Annotated in this window: 14 protein-coding genes; 11 read left to right on the top strand and 3 right to left on the bottom strand. The window is 39.9% G+C overall.

What is annotated here, in order from left to right; genetic code table 11:
- Window positions 1-308 precede the first annotated feature (308 nt).
- The 9 genes from hpsA (at window position 309) to RM049_RS17195 (ending at window position 12,477) form a co-directional block, all read left to right on the top strand.
- Window positions 309-5,330: a hormogonium polysaccharide biosynthesis protein HpsA gene (gene hpsA / locus RM049_RS17235; protein WP_322705043.1), complete on the top strand. Its 5,022-nt coding sequence runs from the start codon at window positions 309-311 to the stop codon at window positions 5,328-5,330.
- A 26-nt stretch (window positions 5,331-5,356) separates the two neighbouring features.
- The gene (gene hpsB / locus RM049_RS17230; RefSeq protein ID WP_322705042.1) at window positions 5,357-6,058 is read left to right on the top strand and encodes a hormogonium polysaccharide secretion pseudopilin HpsB; all 702 of its coding nucleotides are present in this window, start codon (window positions 5,357-5,359) and stop codon (window positions 6,056-6,058) included.
- Between the two features lie 128 nt (window positions 6,059-6,186).
- Window positions 6,187-7,185 (top strand): hormogonium polysaccharide secretion pseudopilin HpsC, encoded by a 999-nt coding sequence (gene hpsC, locus RM049_RS17225; protein WP_322705041.1) that lies wholly within the window; start codon window positions 6,187-6,189, stop codon window positions 7,183-7,185.
- A gap of 29 nt (window positions 7,186-7,214) precedes the next feature.
- The gene (locus RM049_RS17220) at window positions 7,215-7,934 is read left to right on the top strand and encodes a type II secretion system protein (RefSeq protein ID WP_322669823.1); all 720 of its coding nucleotides are present in this window, start codon (window positions 7,215-7,217) and stop codon (window positions 7,932-7,934) included.
- Window positions 7,935-8,123: 189 nt separating this feature from the next.
- Window positions 8,124-9,086, top strand: a complete 963-nt coding sequence (gene hpsE, locus RM049_RS17215) for a hormogonium polysaccharide biosynthesis glycosyltransferase HpsE (RefSeq protein WP_322700892.1) — start codon at window positions 8,124-8,126, stop codon at window positions 9,084-9,086.
- Between the two features lie 25 nt (window positions 9,087-9,111).
- Window positions 9,112-10,113 (top strand): hormogonium polysaccharide biosynthesis glycosyltransferase HpsE, encoded by a 1,002-nt coding sequence (hpsE, locus tag RM049_RS17210; protein WP_322669825.1) that lies wholly within the window; start codon window positions 9,112-9,114, stop codon window positions 10,111-10,113.
- On the top strand, window positions 10,089-11,081 hold the full coding sequence (locus tag RM049_RS17205) for a glycosyltransferase (protein WP_322669826.1): 993 nt from the start codon (window positions 10,089-10,091) through the stop codon (window positions 11,079-11,081). The genes hpsE (RM049_RS17210) and RM049_RS17205 overlap by 25 nt, the downstream gene beginning before the upstream one ends.
- 27 nt (window positions 11,082-11,108) lie before the next feature.
- Complete coding sequence (locus tag RM049_RS17200; protein WP_322669827.1) at window positions 11,109-11,675, top strand: type II secretion system protein; 567 nt, start codon at window positions 11,109-11,111, stop codon at window positions 11,673-11,675.
- Window positions 11,676-11,823: 148 nt separating this feature from the next.
- Entirely contained in the window at window positions 11,824-12,477 is a 654-nt protein-coding gene (locus tag RM049_RS17195; protein WP_322705040.1) for a TIGR04282 family arsenosugar biosynthesis glycosyltransferase, read from the top strand.
- 131 nt (window positions 12,478-12,608) lie between these two features.
- Here RM049_RS17195 and RM049_RS17190 read toward each other — a convergent pair whose 3' ends face one another.
- Window positions 12,609-13,265, bottom strand: coding sequence for an NAD(P)H-binding protein (locus RM049_RS17190; protein WP_322669829.1), 657 nt, complete (start codon window positions 13,263-13,265; stop codon window positions 12,609-12,611).
- Window positions 13,266-13,443: 178 nt separating this feature from the next.
- Here RM049_RS17190 and RM049_RS17185 point away from each other — a divergent pair, with 178 nt between their 5' ends.
- Window positions 13,444-14,115: a DUF1997 domain-containing protein gene (locus RM049_RS17185; protein ID WP_322705039.1), complete on the top strand. Its 672-nt coding sequence runs from the start codon at window positions 13,444-13,446 to the stop codon at window positions 14,113-14,115.
- A 64-nt stretch (window positions 14,116-14,179) separates the two neighbouring features.
- Here the strand turns inward: RM049_RS17185 and RM049_RS17180 are convergent, their stop codons facing one another.
- Window positions 14,180-14,650: a DUF4079 domain-containing protein gene (locus RM049_RS17180; RefSeq protein ID WP_322705038.1), complete on the bottom strand. Its 471-nt coding sequence runs from the start codon at window positions 14,648-14,650 to the stop codon at window positions 14,180-14,182.
- Between the two features lie 197 nt (window positions 14,651-14,847).
- Between RM049_RS17180 and RM049_RS17175 the strand changes: the two genes are divergently transcribed.
- Window positions 14,848-16,131 carry an ankyrin repeat domain-containing protein gene (locus RM049_RS17175; RefSeq protein WP_322705037.1) on the top strand — a complete coding sequence of 428 codons (1,284 nt, stop codon included), beginning with the start codon at window positions 14,848-14,850 and terminating at the stop codon, window positions 16,129-16,131.
- Window positions 16,132-16,704: 573 nt separating this feature from the next.
- Here RM049_RS17175 and RM049_RS17170 read toward each other — a convergent pair.
- Entirely contained in the window at window positions 16,705-18,096 is a 1,392-nt protein-coding gene (locus tag RM049_RS17170) for a PP2C family protein-serine/threonine phosphatase (protein ID WP_322705036.1), read from the bottom strand.
- Between the last annotated feature and the right edge of the window lie 596 nt (window positions 18,097-18,692).

Raw genomic sequence — 18,692 nt, 5'->3', positions numbered from 1 at the left:
TTAACAGATGGGTATTATAAGCCTACTCTGCTGACAACATCTTCATAAATTTGTCTTCAAATAAAACACATTTACGCAAATCTACTGTGAACTAATGCTCTTATTATTGATCGGACTTGAACTAAATAATTCTGAAAAAATCAGTGTTTACCGGATCAAATGAACAATTCATAAATGATATAACTTTAATAAATTATCTTTTTTATAGCTACTTTAGTTTGGAAGTTAGTAAAGCTAAATGTAGTCATTAGATAAATATCGTCTCACCTCATGCCTGTAAAAATACTTGATAGGCATGATTAAAAAGTTTGAAAAAATATAAAGTTCGCTATAATCCACTCGATCGGGAAGCAGATATGTCTAGAAAACGTCAGCTATTCAAGGTAATTCAAAAAACCTTCAGACAAATTAGTAAGCAGCTTTTATTTGCAATTAATAAGCAAATTATTTGGCTTTTGCGAACTCTCTCTGGTACTCAAAGAAGACGCGGTTCGGTGAATTCTGGCTTTGTCTTGCCAACAGTGGCGATGGTAGTTTTGGTAGTCGTACTGTTAACAACTGCAATTTTATTTCGGTCTTTTGAGCGATCTAAAAACGCTAGTAATGTCCGTGTTAATGAGGCTGTGCTTAACGCTGCCACCCCAGCGATTGATCGTGCTAGAGCTAAATTAGATGCATTAATAGAAGACCCAACACTACCACGAGGAACTCCTTCTGATAGCGCCTTATATGATGCTATTAAAAAAGATAAATATAGACTTGGTGATGAGACTCGTCTGAAGCTAGCTTTTGACCTTGATGGTGATGCCACTATTGAGACTAGTAGCAATATAGAGAGCGATGAAACATTAAAAACAGCTTGGAAATATGCCGTTGACACAGACAATAACGGCAAAAAAGATACTTTTACTCTTTATGGAATCTTCTTTCGCTCACCCAGTAGAGACTCTACTACAGGGCAGTTTAATCGCGAAAGAAAACCCCTAGATGCTAGAACTCCACCAATGGATAATGATGCATCAAACCAGCAGTGTAATGCATCTGGTTTTTCTAGCTTAGTAGGTAATTCCAGTTGGTATAAGTTAAATAGTGGCAATCTGGGTAAAAGCTTCTTTGTCTATAGCGTTAACCTGCCGATTACTCAACAAGTGTATGATAGTCTGCCAACAACTACTACACCTAGTATTAATCAAAATAATTCTGAGCCATACAAAGGTAACAAAAGTGTTGTAGCACTAGAGTTTCAGCAAGATCGCAGTCGCATTCCATTAGCAAATAACGCTGTTTTCTTTGACAATGATCTAGAAGTCATAGTTGGTAGTACAGAGTTACTTTTAAATGGAAGAGTTCATACCAATGGCAACTTGCTAGTAGGGGTTATTGACAGTGACGGTAATATAACTTTCCGCCAAGTTAGCAGCAAAACATCCTGTTTTTATAATCAAGAAAACGGGCAAGTTAGCGTTGGGGGAAACGTCGGAAATGGTAGTCTTGCTCAAACTAGTAATCAGAATGTAACTGTTGACCTATACAAAGGTTTTGGGAAGAGTATCAGCACTGCTGCTATTAACAGCGCCAATAAATCTACAGACGCTACTGGTGGTAGTAGTATTGGATTCAACGATGCGGCATACAATCAACGTATTGCTGCAATGAAGACTACTGCGATCGCTTTATGCACAGATTGCAATAGCGCAACTAACGGTACCACTCTTAAAGCAGCTGTTGAATTAAGTGGTTATCCGACAGATGTGCAAACCAACGTCGATGTCAAAGTACTAGATACTGACGATGCTACGACAGCCAAAAATATTCTCTACGACGAAATACAAATTTATTTGCAAAATCGTACTCGTCGAGTACCCTTTGCAGAAGTACCAGATGCAACAGGAGCATACGCAACAACTGGATACACTGCCATTACTGCCACTTTAGAACCTCAGGCAAGTTGGCGGGAACCACTAACATCTAGTAATGAGTTCACTGGTGTAGCAACATCATCTCCCTCTATAAATACATCTAAGCTAGAAGCCACACAACCAAATTTACAAAAGAAAGAAGGTGTTCAAACCGCATTAGGCGATCGCGTTTTTGTCGGCAATAACCTCCCTGCTCTGTGGCTAAAAAACGGAAAATATGTTGGTTCAGAGGCTCAACAGCCAATTTTGAACAGTTCTGGCACTGCGATTAACTGGACTAGATATGGTTCCGAACCACCAGCAAGATGGCGTAACACTCAAATACAGGCAGTTGCTGATTTAGGTCTATCTGACCGTAATGGCTTTTGGGAAGAAAATGCGGCAGCAAATCCCATAAATGATTTAGACAGCGTGGGTGGTGTGCGGATTGTTACTGGTGCAGGTATTTATGTAGATGGTTCTGGCAGTATTCCGAACCTAGTAACTGGCCCATTTTACCCAAGAGGTTCCAGCACACTTGGTTCATTTTTACCAGCTCCTTTTGCGAGTGATATTACAGTTGTCTGGCCTGACACAATGCCGATGTCAACACCTGGAAATGTTCGCAAAGGCGATCTCCAAATGCGAGCCACCGCTGTTTATCACTACAAAGTAGACTACGGCACTGACCAAGAACCGATCGCTTGTGTAAGTAGCTACTACGATCCCTCAACCGAAGAGACAAAAAATAATAGACCAGATACAACACCTACACTACCTTTGAGTGGTACTAACGGTCGGTCAAACAATGGCGTTGTTTACAATTACCCGACAAATGGAAGAAGCACATTTTTTACGATTAACAAAACTCGTCTACAACTACAAGCCAACTTGAAATTCCCCAACGGGCGTTGGGTTAATAAACCTTTACAAGATGCTCTAGCAAAAATTGGAACTGATACTACAGTACCTAGTACTGGTTTGCAGCTAGCTGATTATTCAGCAATTGATACAGCGCTTTGTGCTATTTCAATTTTGGCTAATCCAAGTGGTTTTGTTACTACTCCTAGTAACCAACCTAAACACGGTGCAATCAAGGAAGCAACTTTCCTTGATGCTAGAGAAGTTAAGCAGATAAGTACATCAGGCTCACCAACCACATACAACTTAGACTTAGAACAGCGTCAACCTTTAGAAATTCGGGTTACAGACATTGATTTAAGTTCCACTACGAGTGGTATAGCCACCACTGCAATCACAGCTAACGAGTATCTATTGCCTTACAGTGGCATTATTTACGCTAGTAGGGATGATGCCTTGCGCGATGCAAGTCAGCCATACGTGGAAACTGATGTCAGCAGTGTATCTAACTCAGAGTTACTCAGCCCAACTGATTTTCGGTTAGACTCAACTCGTCGCCCAAATGGCATTCGTCTGATTAATGGGGGAACTTTAGCAAGAACTAGTGCTAATACTTACATTGCTAAAGAAAAAGGTTTGATTTTAGTAACAAATTTGCCCGCATATATTAAGGGCAACTTCAATCTGCACAGTACAAGTACAAGCACTACAGAAATTGAGGAATTTTCAGAAACAGAATCAGCAGGTACCAACTTTTATGATCGCAGTACTCCCAATACTGACTTTGCCTGTCGTGCAGGAAGAACTGGCTGCCCTACTTCTGGGGGCGACCTTTGGAGACCAGCAACGATTATTGCCGATTCAATGACCTTGCTTTCTGGCAGTTTCGTAGATGGTGTACGGAGATACGCTGACTACGATTTGAACAATAACACTGGCATTGCTATAGAAGATGGCTTAAGTCCTTATCCCACACCTTCATCCACTTTCTTAGCCACTTTAGATGAGAGAAGATTAAAACGTCTAAAAAATGGTTTTTGGGAAAATGCCTATTCTACCAGTTCTTTTTGGACAACTGACGGTAATCCCAGACTAGACACTACCGTTACTCCTAACATTTCTCTAGGCTCCTACTTAGTAAATGGAGTGACTCCAGTTCAGCGCAGGGTTACTGGTCAACCCTTGTATGTTATGGAAATGTGCCGTAAATTACTAGTTTCAGAGTGTACGGCTAATGATTGGGTTGTTGGGTTTAATGTTAATGGAGATTTAAAGGCTAATGGAGAACCTGACTTAGAAGATACAGTTTCCTTTGATGTTAATGGAGACGGATTAGTAAACAGCCTTGATAAAGAGAAAGATATCAAGACGTATCAGTTAGGTCAAGCTATAATTGCTGCTGGTGGTACTGCTTCAAGTGGTACTGTATCTACTCCAAGCAATTGGAGTACTTCATTTGGAACTGGTAGCAAGACGATCAGAGACCGACTTGGGTCTGGGGATACAAATCTATTGTCCCTGCAAAATCTTTTAACTACAGATCGCCTTTATCCCCGTCGAGTTGCATTTGCCCGTGATAACAGCAACAATCTGGTTACAAGCAGTCCTGGTCTGTACAAACCTATGGGTGTAGGTTGCCCCTTAGATACTACTGGTACTGCTTATAGCAATAATGGATGTACTTATGGCACTAATTACGGCTTAATAGACACCAACATCCGCGGTCTCTGGTTTAGAACCACAAGTACCCCAACGACCCCAGGAGACAGAGACCAAGCATCATACGCAAGTGATAAACCACTATTCTATTTCCCCCCCATTGATGGGTCTGACGCTGATACTGACCCTGATTTAGATGGTCAACCGCTCTTAGTACCAGTATTAGAAATTCATGATGCAAGAAAGAATCCCCCTAACTTGAGAATAGATGCGCTCGATGTGGGTACAAACGATGACTCTAAGTCTAATTGGCTACAACAGGCAACTGACACTATATTTAACGCCACCTTTGTAGTAGGAAATAGTCCTAGTAGAACAGATGAAATCTCATCAGGTTTGCAAAACTTTGTGCGGTTTTTGGAAAACTGGGATACCAAAAAAGCCAAAATTAGCGGTAGCTTTATTCAATTAAAACGGAGTAGCTTCTCCACTGCGCCAATTGCACCCATTTTCACAAACAGACAATCCAGTGCTACTGCTTCTAAAGACTATAATCTCAGCATTTTTGACTACTCATTAGACACTTACCCAACTCGAAACGCTAGTGGTCTGTTACCTTTCTATGCAGCACCAAATAGAAAGTGGGGGTTTGATGTTGGTCTGTTGTCAGAGCAACCAGACTTGTTTGCCCAAAGGTTTACAGCGCCTCCAACAGGTCGCCCGAATGAGTTCTTTAGAGAAGTTGGTCGAGATGATACCTGGGTGAAAACATTGCTCTGTGCCGGAGAAGCTAGCAACCAGACAGGTATCCCGACAACAGGAGTGACAGTAACTTATGCAAAAGCAGTTCCTGATGAATATCGCCCAAGCGGCTGCCCATCTGCATCAGATATACCATCTGACTCGTTGTAAATCCTGTAAATATTAGGTAAATTGTCATGTTGATAGGGAAAAAAGGTAACAAACAAAGATTACAGGCTACTGAAGTAGGTAATACATCTGTATCCTACCTACGATATAACGAAGGGGGTTTCACGATTATTGAATCTTTGGTAGCGATACTTGTAGTTAGCATTTTGCTAGTTGCGATCGCACCTGTTCTTTCCCTGTCAGTAGCAACCCGTATACAATCCAGACGGATAGAATTAGCCACACAAGCTGCTAAATCATACATTGATGCGGTGAAGACAAAGAAAATTGACGCCCCCACCTCAACGGGAACTGATACCCTAACTGCATACGCCGCTCCCACAGCGACGGGAACTCTAACTTGCACAACAGCAAATTCTTACTGCACAGCCCCAACTGGTACATCCTTGTACTGCGTTGATTTTGATAATAGTGGTGGCTGCGAAAACACCAGTGTTACAGACATGGTTGTACAGGGTTTTCGGTACAACTCAGCTAGTAGTAGTGCTACTAGTGGATATGCTTTAGGAGTGCGGGTTTACAGAGCTGATGCTTTCAGAGAAACCACTACTCTACTCAAGAACACTTCCACAACTAAGACAACACAAGCTACTTTTACCGGAGGCGTTGGTCAGCGCAAAGCACCTGTAGTAGAAATGACAACAGATATCAACGACACTGTGCCTAAATACAGCGACCTTTGCGCCCGCTACACGGGTGGTTGCAATTGAATTTTAATTAGACTTCTTGCAAAACTTGCAATCTTAGCATCTTTCTCATACGCCTCTGCGTGAGGCAAATAAATATCTATGCAAGAAGTCTATTCTTAAATATTTCTCAATAAAAGGGAAACCGTAGTATGGTAAATTCATTGAAATTTATCCTGAGTACTCAATTAAAACGCTCTGGAATAAATAAGACAATTAGCGGCTTTACCCTGATTGAGCTGCTAGTAGCTATGATAATGGCAGTATTAATCATAACGCCTTTAATGGCCTTTATGATTAATATTCTAGATAGCGATCGCAAAGAACAAGCCAAGGCAAATTCCGAGCAAGAAATCCAAGCAGCACTAGATTATATTGCTCGTGACTTAGAGCAAGCCGTTTACATCTATGATGCCGATGGTGTTACCAGAAACACAAATACTACTACTATTAGTAGTTCAGGCATTGCAGACCAAATACCACCAGCTAAATCCGCTTCTAGCTGTAGCCCTACTAGCGGCAGCAATCCGAGTGTTTGCACACCAATACTTGTTTTTTGGAAACGTGAGCTTAAACCTAATAGTGTCGGAATTACTGCCAGCACTCAGACTAGTACCACACAAACAGATGATGGTTTTGCTTATTCATTGGTAGCATACTACTTAATCACAAATCCAAATAAGAGCAACGATACTTGGTCTCAAGAAGCACGGATTGGCAGGTTTGAACTTCAAGGCCCAGTTAATGCAGCTTATGCTAATGCAACAGGAAGTGCAAGTGATACTGGATTTAATCCACCACCACTAAATAAAAGCGGTGCTACACTCAAAGACAAAATGAATCAATGGCAAACTGCATTAGGTGCATTAGCTAATTACTCTACTAGTAATCAAGTCGTAACTTTAGTTGATTATATTAGTACCACTGCACCTAGCAGCACACCTTGCACTAGTCCAAATCTCGTAGGCAGCCAAACAAGTGGATTTTTTGCTTGTGTCGATGCCAACGAAGTACTAGCACAGGTGTACATTAGAGGCAATGCACTTGCTCGTCTGCAAAATAATAACTTAGCTTACACTGCTAATACAAAAACTTATTTTCCAAGTTCGAGCATTCGAGTACAAGGCCACGGATTTTTATTTACTAAATAACCTCTAGCTAATAACATCAAAGGTATTGTATGCACAGTGCAGCTTTATTGAGGTTAAACAAAATTCTTAAGCGATTTGTAGTGGAAACACCAAAACCGCAATGTTCAGCGAACAGACTCCGCTACACATCAGCATACTTCCAAAAGGATGCTGGTTTTAGCATGATAGAACTAATAGTAGTAATGCTCTTAGTAGGAATTTTAGCAGCGATCGCAGCTCCTGGTTGGGTTGCTTTCGTAAATCGGCAACGGATAAATAAAGTTAACGACGCCGTTTTCGCGGCATTACAAGAAGCACAACGCGAAGCTAAAATCAAAAAACTTAGCTACAGTGTCAGTTTTCAGAGAAATAGCACAACCCAAAATGTAGAGGTTGCTATTTATCGTAGCGATGCTGCAATCGGCACATGGACATGGAAACCTTTAGCGGTCGATGTGGGAGCCAATTCCGATAAATTTTTGCTGGGCGGAAATCTTAGTGGAGAAAACATTGCTAATACTACTACTAATTCTCCTGTATCCTATCCTTTAAGTACATCAGCAAAAATTACCTTTGACTATATGGGAGTTCTAACTCTGCCAAATAACTTTGGAACAGTGGCAGCAGGTACAGAGCCACCTGGGTTAAAAATAGTGGTAGCTGTACCAAGCTCTGCAAATCCTACATTGGCTAGTAGCGTAAAACGATGTGTCATTGTAAAAACTCTCTTAGGCTCAATGCTGACAGCAAAAGATGATAAATGCAGTTAAGTAATTTAAATACCAATATTTGTTTAAAAATACGTAATATTGCTGAACATAAAACTGCACGTTGATAGCAAAATTGAAACATCATATGCAGTTTTAATATTTGATAGATTCATTTAAAAGCCATTGATAAATTAGCCATTGCCTGAACATAATAAAAAGCGTCATCATTAAAATATACTTTTCCGAATAATGACTGAGAACCTTGACTTTACTGTAGCTATCCCAACTTATAACGGTGAAAGTCGTTTGCCTGAACTACTAGAACGACTACAAAACCAAATTCACACCGAAAATTTATCTTGGGAAATTATAGTTGTAGACAATAACAGCACTGATAATACAGCTAAAGTTGTTCAAACCTATCAAAAAGATTGGCGATGTCCTTACCCTTTAAAGTATTGCTTTGAAGCAAAACAAGGCGCAGCTTATGCCCGAAAAAAAGCAGTTTTAGAAGCTAAAGGTAAATTCATAGGTTTTCTAGATGATGACAACTACCCAGTATCAAATTGGGTGTCAGCAGCTTATGCTTTTGGTGAAAAATATCCGAAAGCGGGAGCTTATGGCAGCCAAATTCATCCTGACTGGGAAGTAGAACCACCAGAAAACTTTCAGCGAATTGCTCCATTCTTGGCAATTACAGAGCGAGGTAATTTACCACTATTATATGAAGCAGCTAAAAAATTGCTACCACCATCTGCCGGACTTGTTGTCCGTAAACAAGTCTGGTTAGAAATTGTACCAGATAAGCCTATTTTAACTGGGAGAGTTAAAGGCAGTATGCTTACCAGTGAAGACTTAGAAATGTTGTCTTATATCCAAAAAGCAGGATGGGAAATTTGGTATAACCCAGAAATGGAAATTTCTCACAGAATACCAAAATTTCGTTTGCAAAAAGATTATTTAATTCCATTTTTTAGAGGTATTGGACTTAGCCGTTATGTAACTAGAATGATTAATGTCAAACAGATATATAGACCATTTGCTTTTTTAGCTTATCTGATAAATGACCTGCGTAAAATTATTTTACATTTACTTAAATATAGAACTATGTTGAAAACTGATTTAGTAGCTGCTTGCGAAATGCAACTATTTTTAAGCAGTTTTATTAGTCCTTTTTATCTTTGTAAAAATGGCTATTTAACTAAAAAATAGAATTAAAAATTAATCTTGTATTTATATGGATATTGAAAAATTAGATTTTACGGTAGCTATTCCTACATACAATGGTGCAAAACGTTTACCTAAAGTTTTAGACTTGTTACTCAATCAAACAGGTATAGAAAGCCTAAATTGGGAAGTTATTATTATTGACAATAATAGTAAAGATGAGACAAATCAAGTAGTCGATTATTACCAAAACAAATTTAATCAAAACTTTAAATTGAGGTATTTTCAAGAAAAACAACAGGGAATAGCATTTGCAAGAATGCGTTCTATTAATGAAGCTAGAGGTGAGTTTATTGCATTCATAGATGATGATAATCTCCCAGCATCAGATTGGGTTTTTCAGTCTTATATTTTTGGCAAAGAGCATCCTCATGCTGGTGCCTGGAGTGGTCAAATCCACGGTGATTTTGAAGTAAATCCTCCAAAAGATTTTCCAAGAATTCAAGCCTTTCTAGCTATCAGGGAACACGGACTACAACCTTATTTATTTGATGCAGAGAATTTAAGACTTCCTCCAGGTGCTGCTTTGGTTGTTCGTAAGCAAGCTTGGTATAAAAGTGTTCCTGAAGAATTGGTTTTTAAGGGCAGACTGAATAAATTGATGGTTGGCGGGGATGATACAGAAGCTCTCTTATATTTACACAAAGCAGGTTGGGAAATATGGTATAATCCCGCGATGCATATCAATCATCAAATTCCACATTGGAGATTAGAAAAAGATTATTTACTAGTGCTAGCGCGTGGTTGTGGTCTGTGTATTTTCCAGCTACGTTTGATCAATGCTAAAACCTGGCAAAAACCAATAGTTTTAGTTAAAACTATCTTAGGAAATCTACACCGAGTATTACAGCATATTATTAAGTATAGAGGTCAATTAAAAACTAATTTAATTGCAATTTTTGAAATTAATTTTTACTTTGCTAGTATGATCAGTCCTTTTTATTCTCTAAAATGGAAATTAGACAGAATTTTAGGAAATACAACAAAATGGTTAAATCAACTTTGGATGTAACAATTATTTCTGTAATTATACCAGCTTACAATAGTGAAAAAACCATTAAAGAAACAATTCAATCTGTTTTAAATCAAACTTTTACTAATTTTGAATTAATTATCATAAATGATGGTTCGCAAGACTCAACTTTAGATATTATTACACAAATTAAAGACCCTAGAATAAAAGTATTTTCTTATCCCAACGCTGGCGGAAACGTTAGTCGTAACCGAGGGCTAAACCGTGCAGTTGGAGAATTTGTTAGTTTCTTAGATGCAGATGATCTTTGGACACCTGATAAACTTAAATCTCAATTAAAGGCTCTGCAAGAAAATTTGACTGCAAAAGTTGCTTACAGTTGGACTGATTATATCGATGAAAAGAGTGAAATAGTACTCTCTGGTACACACGTTACAGCCAATGGAGACGTTTATGAAAAGTTATTAGTGACAAATTTTTTGGAGAATGGCTCCAATCCTTTGATTCGTAGAGAAGCTTTAATCGAATTAGGTGGATTTGATGAATCTCTATGTGCTGCTCAAGATTGGGATATGTGGTTGCGATTAGCCTGTAAATTTGATTTTATATGTGTACCATCTGCACAAACCCTATACCGTATAATTGCTAATTCAGTTTCTTCCAATCTTGTCAGGCAAGAAAAAGCTTGCTTGCAGGTGCTTGAGAAAGCATATAAAAAAAGGTCTTTAGGACTTAAAAATATTTGGAATCTAAGTCTGGCAAATTTATATAAGTACCTAACATGCAAAGCCCTACAAAAGCCGTTTAATCGACAAAAAGGTTTAACTGCTGCCAAATTTTTATGGAATTATGTTCTGAATGACTCTTCAAGGTTTCAGCATATAACTTTCACTTTAAAACTATTACTAAAAATTTTCATAATCCTTTTAATGCCTAGGTTGCTCAACAGTATTACTAACCAGCGCGAAGTAAGAAGCCAAAAATCTGAAACATTGTTCAACACTTAGGTAGCTGAAAAACGACCAAAAGAAAAAATGGATAGCCTGGTGCATCTACCATCTTTAGCTTATGCAAAAAAACTCTTTAAAAATAAGCACTCTAACAGTGGTTTTACCTTACCAGAGATGTTAATTGTTGTTGTATTAATAGGTATATTGACTACACTGGGAATAGCTAATTGGCTAGCTTTTATGGATACTCGCCGCCTCAACACTGCTCAAAACGAGGTTTACTACGCTATGCGTCAAGCCCAAAGGCAAGCCACCAAGGAAAAATTGACTTGGCAAGCGAGCTTTCGTGAACAAAACAATATCGTTCAATGGGCAGTTCATCCTGCTACAGTAAATCCATCTAACGCTAACTGGAATAACTTAGATGCTAATATACGCCTTGATTCTGAGACAAACTTCCAACCGTCACTAAGTAGTATACAAAAAGTTCCATTTGACTACAAAGGTAATGCTAAAGATTTAGGAAGGATTACGTTATCGAGTAAATCTGGTGGTAAAGCTAAACGTTGTGTTATTGTTTCAACGCTTTTAGGGACAATGCGAACGGCAAAAGAACATACTAGAGCCGATAACGGCAATTATTGCTATTAAATCTCGTCGATTTTGAAACCTGGAGCAGTGCGGGCATCTTGCCCAATAATACCAGCAGGTAGCAACATGCTCCCACTACTTTTAAAACTATGGTTCTCAATATAGATGTGGTTTAAGATATTTTTTATTCAATTAAACAAGGTATTTTGTGCTGAACTTACCAGCAAGCCCAAAACAGCACCTGATTATTTTCACCCGCTATCCAGAACCAGGTAGGACAAAAACCCGATTGATACCTGCTTTGGGAAATGTTGGTGCTGCCAATCTTCAACGGAAAATGACTGAGCATACAATATTTCAGGTTCAAGAATTGCAAAAGGCCATTGACATATTTGTAGAAGTGCGGTTTGCAGGCGGCGATTTGCAACTGATGCAAGATTGGCTGGGGTTGGATTTGATTTACCAGTCTCAAGGAGAAGGGGATCTAGGTTTGCGGATGGCGCGATCGCTTTGTGATGCTTTTCAATCTGGTGCAGAAAAAGTAATTATCATTGGTACAGATTGTCCTGGAGTGAATGCCCAGATTTTAGCAACAGCCTTTGAGAAGTTGAACGCCTTTGACCTCGTACTTGGGCCTGCGATCGATGGTGGATATTACTTAATTGGTTTGCGCCAACCCATCCCGGAGCTATTCGTTAACATCGAGTGGGGAACTGCTCAAGTATTCCAGAAAACCGTGGATATTGCCCAGAAACTTAATTTATCATACGCGGACTTGTTGCCCTTAGCTGATGTTGACCGACCGGAGGATCTGCTAATTTGGGAACAAGCCCTTGCAGGGGAGATGGAGCGATCGCTTTAAGGAGCATAATCAAGGGGCGAATTGAAAAAGTGCGTAGGCAGAGCCATAAAAATCACTTTTCCCTAAAGATGTGAGCCGATGATCTTGGGGATGAGAATTAAGAGACAGAAGTAATAAAATCCTGTGAAATATCAGCACTGCTGAAATAGCTCCTTAAAGCTTTTTGAGGCTGCTTCAGGTTTGGCAACAATTTCGACAATTTTATTGCGTGCATCTGCTTCAAACAGCGCTTCAACAGCAACTTGTGCAACTTTCTGCCTGGGGATACTACCATCAAACAGCGTATCTGCACTCTGCATCACGATGCGGTCGGAGTTATCTTCATTCTTCAACCCACCAGGTCGGACAATCGTATAAGTAAGACCACTTTTTTGAATATACTCTTCAGCTTGTTTTTTCCACAACAAAATTAGCCAAAACAAGTTCAGCGGATGGAAAAGCCGAGAAGTACACAAAGAAGAAACTAAGATAAAATGCTCAATTCCCTTTGCTTTAGCAGCATCTACTAAATTTTTAGTCCCTTCAAAATCCACTTTATAGGGGCCAGTGGGGTCAAAGCTAGGTTTTGCCCCAGTCGCAACCAATAGAACTGTGCTATCTCCCAAGGCAGCACTTAAACTTTCTGGTTGTAACACATCGCCTAACACTAATTCGGTTTCAGGAGACAGAATACCCCTAGCTTTCTCTATATCCCGCACCAAGGCTCGGACGGGAATATTCCGCGCGATTAATTCTTGCACAATCCGGCGACCTGTTTCACCTGTTGCCCCTGCTACAAATGCTTTCATGATAAATGCTATCCTGGGAAACTATTGTGTGCTTGTTCAGTTCTTTATTTTAGTAATTCTATGGAGTTACTCGCAGATTCATGAGGTTTCGGTCAAAATAGGATCTGAATGCGAAATGACCCAGGTGTGTGGGGAATCATTAATATAGACTAACGCCAAAATATACAGTAATGCATTTATGCTTTCAAGAAAAGGCGAATATAAATCCTGGGAAATAACAGAAGCAGTTTTACCTGTAGCGTCCAGCCAAGAAGCCGAGGACACATTAACAGAACCAAATGTAGCGACGCTGACAAAATTTTACGGTCGTTATCAAGATTGTATGGAAATGGCTGCCCCAGTAGAGAAGGTTGCTGAGTATCTCAATTCTCACGCCTCATGGTTTGCGCGCTGCGCTGAACCCATGAAGGTGCAATCACTTGGGGAAAATGGCTATGCTTTAACAATTGGTCGTTTTGGTTCTTTCGGTTATGAAGTAGAACCGAAAATAGGTTTGGAATTGTTGCCCCCAGAGGAGGGTATTTACCGCATCCGTACAATCCCCATTCCTGACTACCAACCGCCTGGTTATGACGTAGATTATCGGGCATCTCTAGAGTTAAAAGAAACCGATGTTTCCACTAGCATTGATAAGGTTACAAGAGTTGAATGGGAATTGGATTTGATAGTTTATCTTCACTTTCCCCGATTTATTCAGCGATTACCCAAGTCTATAGTTCAATCTACAGGCGATCGCTTGCTTAATCAAATTGTCCGCCAAGTCTCCCGCCGCTTAACTCGCAAAGTTCAGGAAGATTTTCATAAATCTTTAGAAATACCATTTCCTGGGAATTCCAAACAAAAGCGCTGAGTCAACAATCCTTTGTCATTTCTCATCTACTAATGACAAATGACAAAGGACAAATGACAAAGGACTATGCTTTAGTGAGAATTCTTTGGACAATTTGCACCCCAGTAACAGCCTGCCAAGCAAAAAGTCCCAAAAGAGTGAAATTTATTAAAATGTGAGTTGCACGCGCCCAATTTGCCCCTTTCTGCATATAAGGGGACAAAGCAGCAGAAAATGCAATTAGACTTGTCATACCAAGTCCTGCCAGCAGGTGAGGCCCGACAAACAACTTACCATTATTGATGTAAGTGACAGCCATCCCTCCGATCGCACCTGCTACCATCAAAGCTAGGAGTATAGAACCGATTTGGTAGTGTCTGACGTTATATTTACCTTTAATCAGTTCTTTCTTTTCTTCCCCTTGAGCATTTCTGGTACGCTGTAATTGCAGTCCCAAATAGGCAGCATAAATTGAAAGTACTAATAGCGCCCACATGAGCACCGGATGGAAGAAGTTCAGCCAATATTTCACCGACGTAGAAAGTTCTATACTCATCGTGTTCTCGCCTAATTATTAAATCTTCATAAAAATTAGCATAACTCTATTTTATGTGCTTAAAGTTGCACAAATTAAAAGAGACTCCCTCCATCTTCCCCAACTATTTTCCTTCAGCCTCTTGCCAAAGTGAATAAACAATCTCAGACTAAATTTTGAGGGTAGACGAACAAAACCCCTTGTGTGGGATCTCATCCATGACTGAAAACAACGATACTTTGCTGCTCAAAGCTGCTAAAAGTGGTGATATTAAGGGGCTGTGTGCGCTACTGGCTGCTGGTACAAGGGTGGACGCGTGCGATCGCCAAGGTACCACGGCGTTAATGTTTGCTGCCAATTTAGGCTACACCGAAATTGTGCGATCGCTGCTCGATGCTGGGGCAAATATCAACTTGCCCAGAAAACTCTATGGTTTAACGGCTTTGATGTTGGCGGCTAGTGCCAAACAGCTTGACATTTTGCAACTTTTACTATCTAAAGGTGCAGATGTCAATGCCACTAATGAAGATGGCAGTACAGCATTAATGGCAGCAGTCCTCAAAGGTTATATCGATGTAGTGCAAGTTTTATTGGCTGCTGGTGCCGAAGTTAATATTGTTGATAAAGATAATGATACGGCGTTGAAACTTGCCGTTAAGCAGGGAAAAATAGAAGTCTTACAAGCAATTCTCCAAACTGGTATCGATGTAAATATCCCAGATGAGGAGGGTGAAACACTTTTAATGCTAGCGGCAGACTTAGGACATCTAAAGATTGTGGAAGCACTGCTAGCAGCAGGGGCTGATGTGAATGTGAAAAACGCTGATGGTGGAACAGCCCTATCGGCAGCAGCAGCGGCTGGACACAGTGCGATCGCAGCAGCTTTACTAGATGGAGGTGCCCAGATTAATCTTCAAGATCGAGATGGTGAAACTGCCTTACACCTTGCCGTTGTGGAAGGCTACATTGATGTGGTGCAAATATTACTTGACAGGGGTGCAGATGTCCAAATTAGGAACTACTTGGGCGATACACCACTGCTTGTAGCAGCATTGCAGGGACATAGTCAAATAGTCGAGGCACTGCTACGTTTTGGCGGAGATATAAATGGGAAAAATCTTGGTGAAGTACCTTTGACGTTGGCTGCATCACAAGGACACACCCAAACGGTGCAAGTGTTGCTAGACTATGGAGTTGATGTCAACATTCCAGGGGATGATGGCAAAACTGCTTTAATCAAGGCAACCGAACGCCAACACAAAGAGATCGTACATTTGCTGCTAACAAAGGGGGCAGATGTGAATTTTCAAGACTCAGCGAGGGCCACATCATTGATGTGGGCTGCTTCAGGAGGTTATGGCGAAATTGTGCAGTTATTACTCCAAGCTGGGGCAGATGTGAATTTGAAAAACCGTGGCGGTTATACTGCTTTGATGATTGCAGAATTTAATGGTTATAAAAATGTGGTGCGGAGTCTGCAAAAAGCTGGGGCGCAAGAATAGCAATCTAAATTCTTCATCGAAAATATTTTCTAGAAATATCTTGACAAATTATTAAATGAAGCTTAATCGCTGAAATACCAAGGAAGTTTAAAAAACCAAATTTAGGACGAAGAAACAAAGAAAGCAAAACTCCGTCGTAGCTGTTGTGAACTTGCTACGGCGGAGAAAGAAAAATTAAAACGCCAAAAGGGAGCAGACCAAATGCTTGCGTCACAAGGATAGAAAGAAAGCAAAAATGAAGAAGTAAATTTACCTTTTACTTTTTACCTTGTACATTTTACCTTTTACCTGCTCTCCCCCTTGGCGTTTCCTACTGTGCTAGATGTGCAAAATATATAGTTTTTAATTGAACAGAAAAGTATTCTAACGATCATTTTTTATGTATTATCCTAAAGGCTAAATACAAACAAGTTCACAAAAAAGGTTGATGTGCAACCATTTGGGCGATCGCCACGAAAATTCAAAGAAAAATAAATAAAAAATTAAATTTAGTGTAATCACTGTGGTGAATCCTCTGTCACCATAAACTCAAGCATTGACTAATGGACTCGATCGAGTATAAATAGCCAATGATTATAAGATTTGCAGAACAACTAGTGTCATATCATCAGTGTTTTGTTTATCAGCACCGATGAATTGCTGAACTTGGTCAAATAGGTAATCTACAATCTCCTCTGGCCCATTGCAGTATTTACAAGCAGTATTGAAGCTAGTAACAAAATTGTCTTCATCGAAGCGATCGCCACCAGCAGCAGCGGCATCAGTTAAGCCATCTGTATAGTAAATAATTGTATCTCCAGGCTCTAGCTGTGCCTGGGCATCTTCATATTGGCTGTTAGCATCCAAACCGATTAACATTCCCAAAGTATCTAAACGGGTGACAGTTTTTGTAGCTGCGTGCCACCATAAAGGAGGATTGTGTGCCGCATTGCTATAAGACAGAATTCGGCTGTAGGGGTTATATTCTGAGTAAAATAGTGTTACAAAGCGGTGGGAATTTTCCAAATCCGCATACATAACTCTATTTAAGTTTTGTAGAATTCCGGCTGGGGAATTACCATGTAACACTTCTCCCCGTAGCATTCCCCGCATCATCGTCATAATCAGCCCAGCAGGGACACCTTTGCCCATGACATCTCCAATAACTAAACCCCAGCGGCTAGTTTCGCTGCCACCTTTGATCTTGGGCTGAATCTTATTATGATTGGTAGCAATAAAGTCGTAGTAGTCTCCGCCGACGCGATTGGCAGGTTTACAGCGTGCCGCTAAAACTGCACCTGGAATTGTAGGGCATTGACGTGGTAGAAGTCGCCGTTGAATTTCTGCGCCAATTTCTAATTCTTGGTCTAAGCGTTCTTTTTTTCTTAGTTCTACAGCTAGTTCATCGTTTTCGATCGCTACTGCTGTTTGGTCTGCCACTAACCTAACTAACTTTTGCCTGGTTTCTGTCCAACTATATTCTGGATCGCGGCTCAAGACATAGAGCCATCCCCGTTCTGTATGCTTTACCAGAATCGCCGTACCAAAGATTTGCACATCTGGCCCCAAATAGCGATGCATCTGGTCATCTAAAATCCCCGTGGCATTCGCTAGAGGGGCAGCATTGGGTAAAAGCGTGATTTGACTACTGGCTATTTCTAGCGCTTTGCGGATATTTTTGCGCTGGCCACTATCTTGCCAATGTAACTGTTCTAACCTGACTTGACCATTAGGTTTGTAGAGAAACAGGGCGCTACCGTCTGCATCTGTCACTCTTGTTGCCATCAGCGGAATCAGTTCCAAAAACTGATTCAAATTATTGAAACTTCTCAGGGCAAATCCTAAAGAACTTAGCAAATCTTGAATTTTGTTCTGTTCCCGGTGCAACCTTGCCACGAGTTCTTTGAGTGCCACGACTGGTGTGACATCCGTCGCGGCACTACTACTATTATCAGTGGGTTGAGAGGGCAGTTGAGACACAGGCACGGGTATTATTGCACTTTATATTGGCAGATTTTAGATGATTTATAAATCTTTTGGCTTTGGCATTGCTAAACCATATTTAGACAAGACTTGCCATTTTAGCAAGAGTATAAAGACGTAACAGGCAAATTTTATAAGTATTTTATTTGCTTATTGTATTTTTGATGGAATATTAGTTATTTCAAATCATGTATTTTTAGTCCAAATTTTACCCGTAAAAATTACTAGTTTCGCTGATATATCAGAAAATTTTTCATTTTTCCATAACTTAATTACCAAAGCATATCTCTAAAGTCATAAAAATACTTTATTCAAAGAATAATTTCTAACGCTCTCAGAGGGACTTTTTGGGCAGAAGCAACTAGAAGACTAGAAGTCTTTTGAGTAAAAACCTCTATAAGCGCTCAAATCGAGCTTGATTTGCTCAAAAACAGAACTACACTCGTTCCCAAACCTGAGTATATGTTAATAAGTTTTCAAATACTTAATTTGTACACCATAAATGCTCGGATAATCGCCAAGATTGAGCTTTTCCATTTTTAATTTCTCGTTTTGTAAATTTTGAGTTGCTGAATACGCAAAATTTAAATCCATCAAAA

Source organism: Nostoc sp. DedQUE04 (genome assembly GCF_034530995.1).
In the GTDB taxonomy this organism is placed as follows: Bacteria; Cyanobacteriota; Cyanobacteriia; order Cyanobacteriales; family Nostocaceae; genus Nostoc.
The sequence above is the reverse complement of the archived record's forward strand: the minus strand, read 5'-3'. Positions and strand labels throughout refer to the sequence as shown.

What these genes read in the sequence shown, in the direction of transcription:
- hpsE (WP_322669825.1), top strand. Translation starts at nt 9,112, where the DNA reads ATGGATATTGAAAAATTAGATTTTACGGTAGCTATTCCTACATACAAT.
- RM049_RS17185 (WP_322705039.1), top strand. Translation starts at nt 13,444, where the DNA reads ATGCTTTCAAGAAAAGGCGAATATAAATCCTGGGAAATAACAGAAGCA.
- RM049_RS17180 (WP_322705038.1), bottom strand. Translation starts at nt 14,650, where the DNA reads ATGAGTATAGAACTTTCTACGTCGGTGAAATATTGGCTGAACTTCTTC.
- RM049_RS17200 (WP_322669827.1), top strand. Translation starts at nt 11,109, where the DNA reads ATGGATAGCCTGGTGCATCTACCATCTTTAGCTTATGCAAAAAAACTC.
- RM049_RS17190 (WP_322669829.1), bottom strand. Translation starts at nt 13,265, where the DNA reads ATGAAAGCATTTGTAGCAGGGGCAACAGGTGAAACAGGTCGCCGGATT.
- hpsC (WP_322705041.1), top strand. Translation starts at nt 6,187, where the DNA reads ATGGTAAATTCATTGAAATTTATCCTGAGTACTCAATTAAAACGCTCT.
- RM049_RS17205 (WP_322669826.1), top strand. Translation starts at nt 10,089, where the DNA reads ATGGTTAAATCAACTTTGGATGTAACAATTATTTCTGTAATTATACCA.
- RM049_RS17175 (WP_322705037.1), top strand. Translation starts at nt 14,848, where the DNA reads ATGACTGAAAACAACGATACTTTGCTGCTCAAAGCTGCTAAAAGTGGT.
- RM049_RS17220 (WP_322669823.1), top strand. Translation starts at nt 7,215, where the DNA reads ATGCACAGTGCAGCTTTATTGAGGTTAAACAAAATTCTTAAGCGATTT.
- hpsB (WP_322705042.1), top strand. Translation starts at nt 5,357, where the DNA reads ATGTTGATAGGGAAAAAAGGTAACAAACAAAGATTACAGGCTACTGAA.
- hpsE (WP_322700892.1), top strand. Translation starts at nt 8,124, where the DNA reads ATGACTGAGAACCTTGACTTTACTGTAGCTATCCCAACTTATAACGGT.